This window comes from Coleofasciculus sp. G3-WIS-01, from assembly GCF_040223135.1.
Classification (GTDB): domain Bacteria; phylum Cyanobacteriota; class Cyanobacteriia; order Cyanobacteriales; family Coleofasciculaceae; genus Coleofasciculus.
Genome location: NZ_JAVJZI010000087.1, coordinates 1 through 4,254, shown reverse-complemented (window position 1 = coordinate 4,254; position 4,254 = coordinate 1). Strand labels below are relative to the sequence as shown.

The 4,254-nt window shown below is 46.9% G+C and carries 4 protein-coding genes; 1 reads left to right on the top strand and 3 read right to left on the bottom strand.

The features are described from left to right. Window positions 1-238, bottom strand: a 238-nt coding sequence (locus RIM23_RS09120; protein ID WP_446366365.1) for a helix-turn-helix domain-containing protein, incomplete at its 3' end; no start/stop codon positions are given. Window positions 239-531: 293 nt separating this feature from the next. On the opposite strand from RIM23_RS09120, the gene RIM23_RS09115 reads away from it, so the two are divergent. Next, a complete protein-coding gene (locus RIM23_RS09115) occupies window positions 532-1,944 on the top strand; it encodes a DUF3370 domain-containing protein (protein WP_446366363.1) in 1,413 nt (470 codons plus the stop codon). A gap of 516 nt (window positions 1,945-2,460) precedes the next feature. Here RIM23_RS09115 and RIM23_RS09110 read toward each other — a convergent pair. Next, entirely contained in the window at window positions 2,461-3,264 is an 804-nt protein-coding gene (locus RIM23_RS09110; RefSeq protein ID WP_446366361.1) for an SIMPL domain-containing protein, read from the bottom strand. Window positions 3,265-3,499: 235 nt separating this feature from the next. Next, window positions 3,500-4,117 carry a CP12 domain-containing protein gene (locus RIM23_RS09105; RefSeq protein ID WP_446357968.1) on the bottom strand — a complete coding sequence of 206 codons (618 nt, stop codon included), beginning with the start codon at window positions 4,115-4,117 and terminating at the stop codon, window positions 3,500-3,502. Window positions 4,118-4,254: the final 137 nt, after the last annotated feature.

Genomic DNA, 4,254 nt, shown 5'->3' with positions numbered 1-4,254 from the left:
TAGCCTTTGGCAAATTGTTAAGCTGCCTTAGTTCACCGGGAAATGGGGTATCTGCTGGGATGATGTACTCATGCACCAGGGAACATCTATCAATCAAACATTTGCGGCTATTGCACCAATCCTTTATCTCCCCCAGTGCATAGTTGTAGGCACTGCGGCAAATTTCCATCCACTCAATCAACCGTTTTTCTTGAGTGGCATCTGGGTAGATTCGGTAGCAATAGTTAAATGTCAGCATACCCCTATCATAAGACATTTATCAGAGAGCTGCCTAGCTATAAATGTTAATTTAGGCAACATTGAGTTACCTAAATTAACCTTGGGGAGTCGTGTATCAAGAGCGCTGAATCACAGATTACAGCGTGGGTCTTACGACTCCCCAAACCCCTGCTAAGATAATAAATCGGCAGTTCGAGTATCGGTCTATACCTAATCACTCAGCCATTGTTGCCAGTTTATTGCTGATGACGGGAGTGAAACGCTGAAACTAAGAACTGTTGTTGTGTGTGAGGTTGGAAAACCCCTTCGTTGATGCTGCTTTTATTCGCCAATTTTTCGCTGGCTCAAGTTATCCCTGTCCCCCCGGTAACCCCAACTCCTCCTCCCACCCAGGAATTGGTGGTACAACCCCAACAAATACGACCGTTACCAGGACAACTGGATCAGGTGCCGGTATTTAATAGCAATAGCCCAGAAGTGATCCAAACCGAGGGGATTTTACTGTCAACCTTTCCACCCTATGGAAAAGCTAGTCCTGGCGCTCATTTAAATTTGCCTCTTTCTGGACGCTTTGATATATTTGCTCATCATATCGCCCGCTCGAATACGCCAGAGGAATGGCGACCCATGTACCAAGGGGTTCTGGTTCACAATGCTGGAAGTCAACCTATAACGCTGGATATTTTGCAAGCGGTAAGTTATGTGACCAATCCGGATGCTCCTTTTGTCGATTTACCGCCCTATCTGGACAATCCCTTTGGCTTGGTCTATTCGGGTCCCGGTTCACGGGTGGCTACCGATATCCTGCGTGGCGTGCATCAATCATCGTTTCCCTCTCAAATTATTATTGCGCCGCAACAGAGCGAAATGTTATTTAATTTACCCATCGCTTTAGGCAATTCCCGGTCTACGTTGATGCGTCTGCGAACCAATCGACCCGTTTATATGGCAAGTTTAGCCATGTATGCACCCTTGAATTCTGATGACAAAGCGGATGGGAAACCTCAAGGAGAATCTGGACTTCCCTATCGTCCGCCTACTCTCGACGAATGGCGGTATTTATTATTTAAAGGTAATTTAGCAGGACCACGCGATCGCATCCCAACACCGCCAGACCAAACCAACGGTAAGATTGTCTATGGTCGGGTTGCGGGTGTGGCTTTGGGTTCTCAATGGCGTACTCAGGTGGTAGATAGTCCGGGTGAGTCGGATCTGAGTATTCCCCAACCCGGTCAAGGGTTTTCCTATCCCCTGAGTACTGTACCTTTTGTCACCTTAGGCACGGATCAGGTTCAGAGTGCACCCTTGAAGGTTCGTTATCCGGATACAGCTTATCGCGCCCATGGAAATTATGGGGTGCAATATCACCTCACTTTGCCTTTGATCAACCGGACGGATACTTCACAAACCGTAACCTTGGCGATTCAAACCCCACTTAAACCTGAGGGAAACGCCGACGAATTGCACTTCTTAAACCCTCCTGATTCCCAGGTTTTCTTCCGAGGTACAGTACAACTGCGCTATACCGATGACCGAGGGTTAGTCCGCACCCGTTCAGTTCATTTGGTGCAACGGCGGGGTCAAGCTGGGGAACCATTGCTGACGCTGAAAATGCCACCAGGCGATCGCCGTTTGGTCGAGGTTGATTTTATCTATCCGGCTGATGCAACACCACCACAGGTTTTAACTGTTCAGACTCTGCTATCGCCCTCAGAAGGGAAATAAGTTTTGAGTTTTGACCATTCCTCGTTTTTCTGTTGTCTTTATCTTTTTTATCCAAGAGGTAAAGATTAGATTCTATTGGAATGCAACCCATAAAACGCGCGATCGCACTCTCTCATTCAATCGTCTGGAAACTGCCTGCAGGAAATCCGTTCAACATCTTGGCTACCGCAGCGATTACAGACGCTATTTAACGATGAGTCCACCCATTCATCACCACAACGGCGACAGCTGGTAAGTCAATCCCAGCCGTCATCGTGGTTGGAGCGTTTGCCGCAGTCGGCGCGATCGCGGTAACGGCTTTATTTCGCCTGATTTATTTGCTACTGTCTCGTTTACTCTAAAGTTCACAAATTGACAATGGATAATGAACAATGGATAATGACCTCTCCTTAAAAGAAGAGGATTGAAATTAAGGAAAATCTTTTTTAATTTCTTCGTAAACGAAGAGATCTTAGACCCAATTAATCAATTGTCAATTATAAATTATTAATTATTCATTGATGACAGCTTAAAGCTCTAGCGCCCTGTATAGGTGACAAAGATATCCTTATTTACCGTAACTTCTACAGGATCATCGGGATCGTAAGGAGATGAGGTGTTACTGCCAAATGGTAAATTCCCCTGTGAGTTACATCCCGGTAAGAAAACGCCATAGAATGGTTCGGCTACCGATGGCACCAGTCTGAGTCGAGTTCCCGTCGCCGCCGCAATGCTGTTAGCTCGGTTTTGGGCATCCTGGATGGCTGATTGATAAGCGACTTGCTCTAGGGCTTGACAGTTATTCACCGAATATTCTACGTTAACTGTACTGATAAGAATCTCTTCAATGGGGTTGGCTGCATCCGTTGCGGTATTGACAATCTCCTCTAAGCGATCGCGGCTGGGATTTTCCACCGTTACCACGAGTTGCGCTCCTCCCTCTGTGGCTGTGGAGGGAAAGGGAAAGGGCAAAAAGCTGGCGCTGGGTTCAATGATTTCTAAGTCAATCGCCTGATCAGAGACGCCAATCGCTTTGAGAGCATCCAGGATTGGTTGCAGCATCTCTAGTGTGATTACCTCTTGTGTTTCAAACTGAGATAATACCCCCTCTGGCGGCGAAGAATAGTTTCTGGCAAATTTGAATAGGAGACTGGCTCTATCGGCAGGCTGACTGGCTCTACCTTTGCCAATAACCCGAAACGTCGGTTCCTCGCTGGGTGGTGGATAAAATAACTGACTGATTTGGCGAGCATCGGGCGTTGAGTCGTTACTTATATTCTCAGTCCTACCTGGACTAGGAATTAAACTTGTCGTGATAACAGCGACAATCAAAGATGACATAACTCTTTTTTTCATTCTGCCCGATTCTCCTGACCCAATTGGCTCGCAACAGTTGTTCATTTATCCAACAGCAAAATTATCCTAGCCCAGTTCTGCCCAAAAATGTACTACCTCTATTCAAGTAAGCCCGAATTGCCAAAAAAGCCACCACCCCATCAAAGATTAGGGTGGTGGAGGATATCACGAGCGGATTTAGCTTTGTTTTCCGGGTAGCCCGGTAAAATCTCAAGTCAGATTAACTCTCATAAATTCGAGATTCCATGGCTTCAGGATACTCTTCGCAGTATTCCTCAAACGCTGTTTTAGAGAGCTTTTCTGCCCGTTGGTGTGCAGCTTCAGCTTGCAGTTCTTCCACAATATCCCAGGCGGCGGCACATTCTTTAGAAGTTGGACCTTTTTGGGCGCAGACTGCTCGTGCTTCTTCTACAGCTTTGCGGATTTCGTCTTCAAGGACTACACTCTTGGGTTTTTCGAGGAAGTCTCCTTTGGTCAAAATATCGGTAATAGAGATAATGCCCAGCAGTTTATCCTTGATCACCGGAGCGCGGCGAATACCCGTATTGGCAAATAATCGCGCCACGTATTCCACGCCGAGGTCAGGATTGACCACAATGCAGGGCTTATTCATTATTTCATAAACCCGCACTTTTTTGGGATCTTTGCCATAGGCAATAACTTTATAAACAATATCAGTTTCCGTCAGAATGCCATAAGCATCTTGGTCATGGCGGCGATCTACAATTAAAGCCCGCAGACCCATATCGTTCATCAAATCCACGGCGTCAGCTACAGTCGCTGAACCGCGAATGGTCACCACATCTGTGGTCATGATGTCTTGAGCCTTCATCATCATCGCTTTACCTCGTGAGACCCCAACCTCAGCGAAGCAGGTTGGGGAGGGATAGAGGTCAAACCGAACCACTCAATGTGGTGAGGTTTGAAGGGTCCAGGTGAAGGCACGACGATTAACCCCGTGCTTCGCTGCAACAA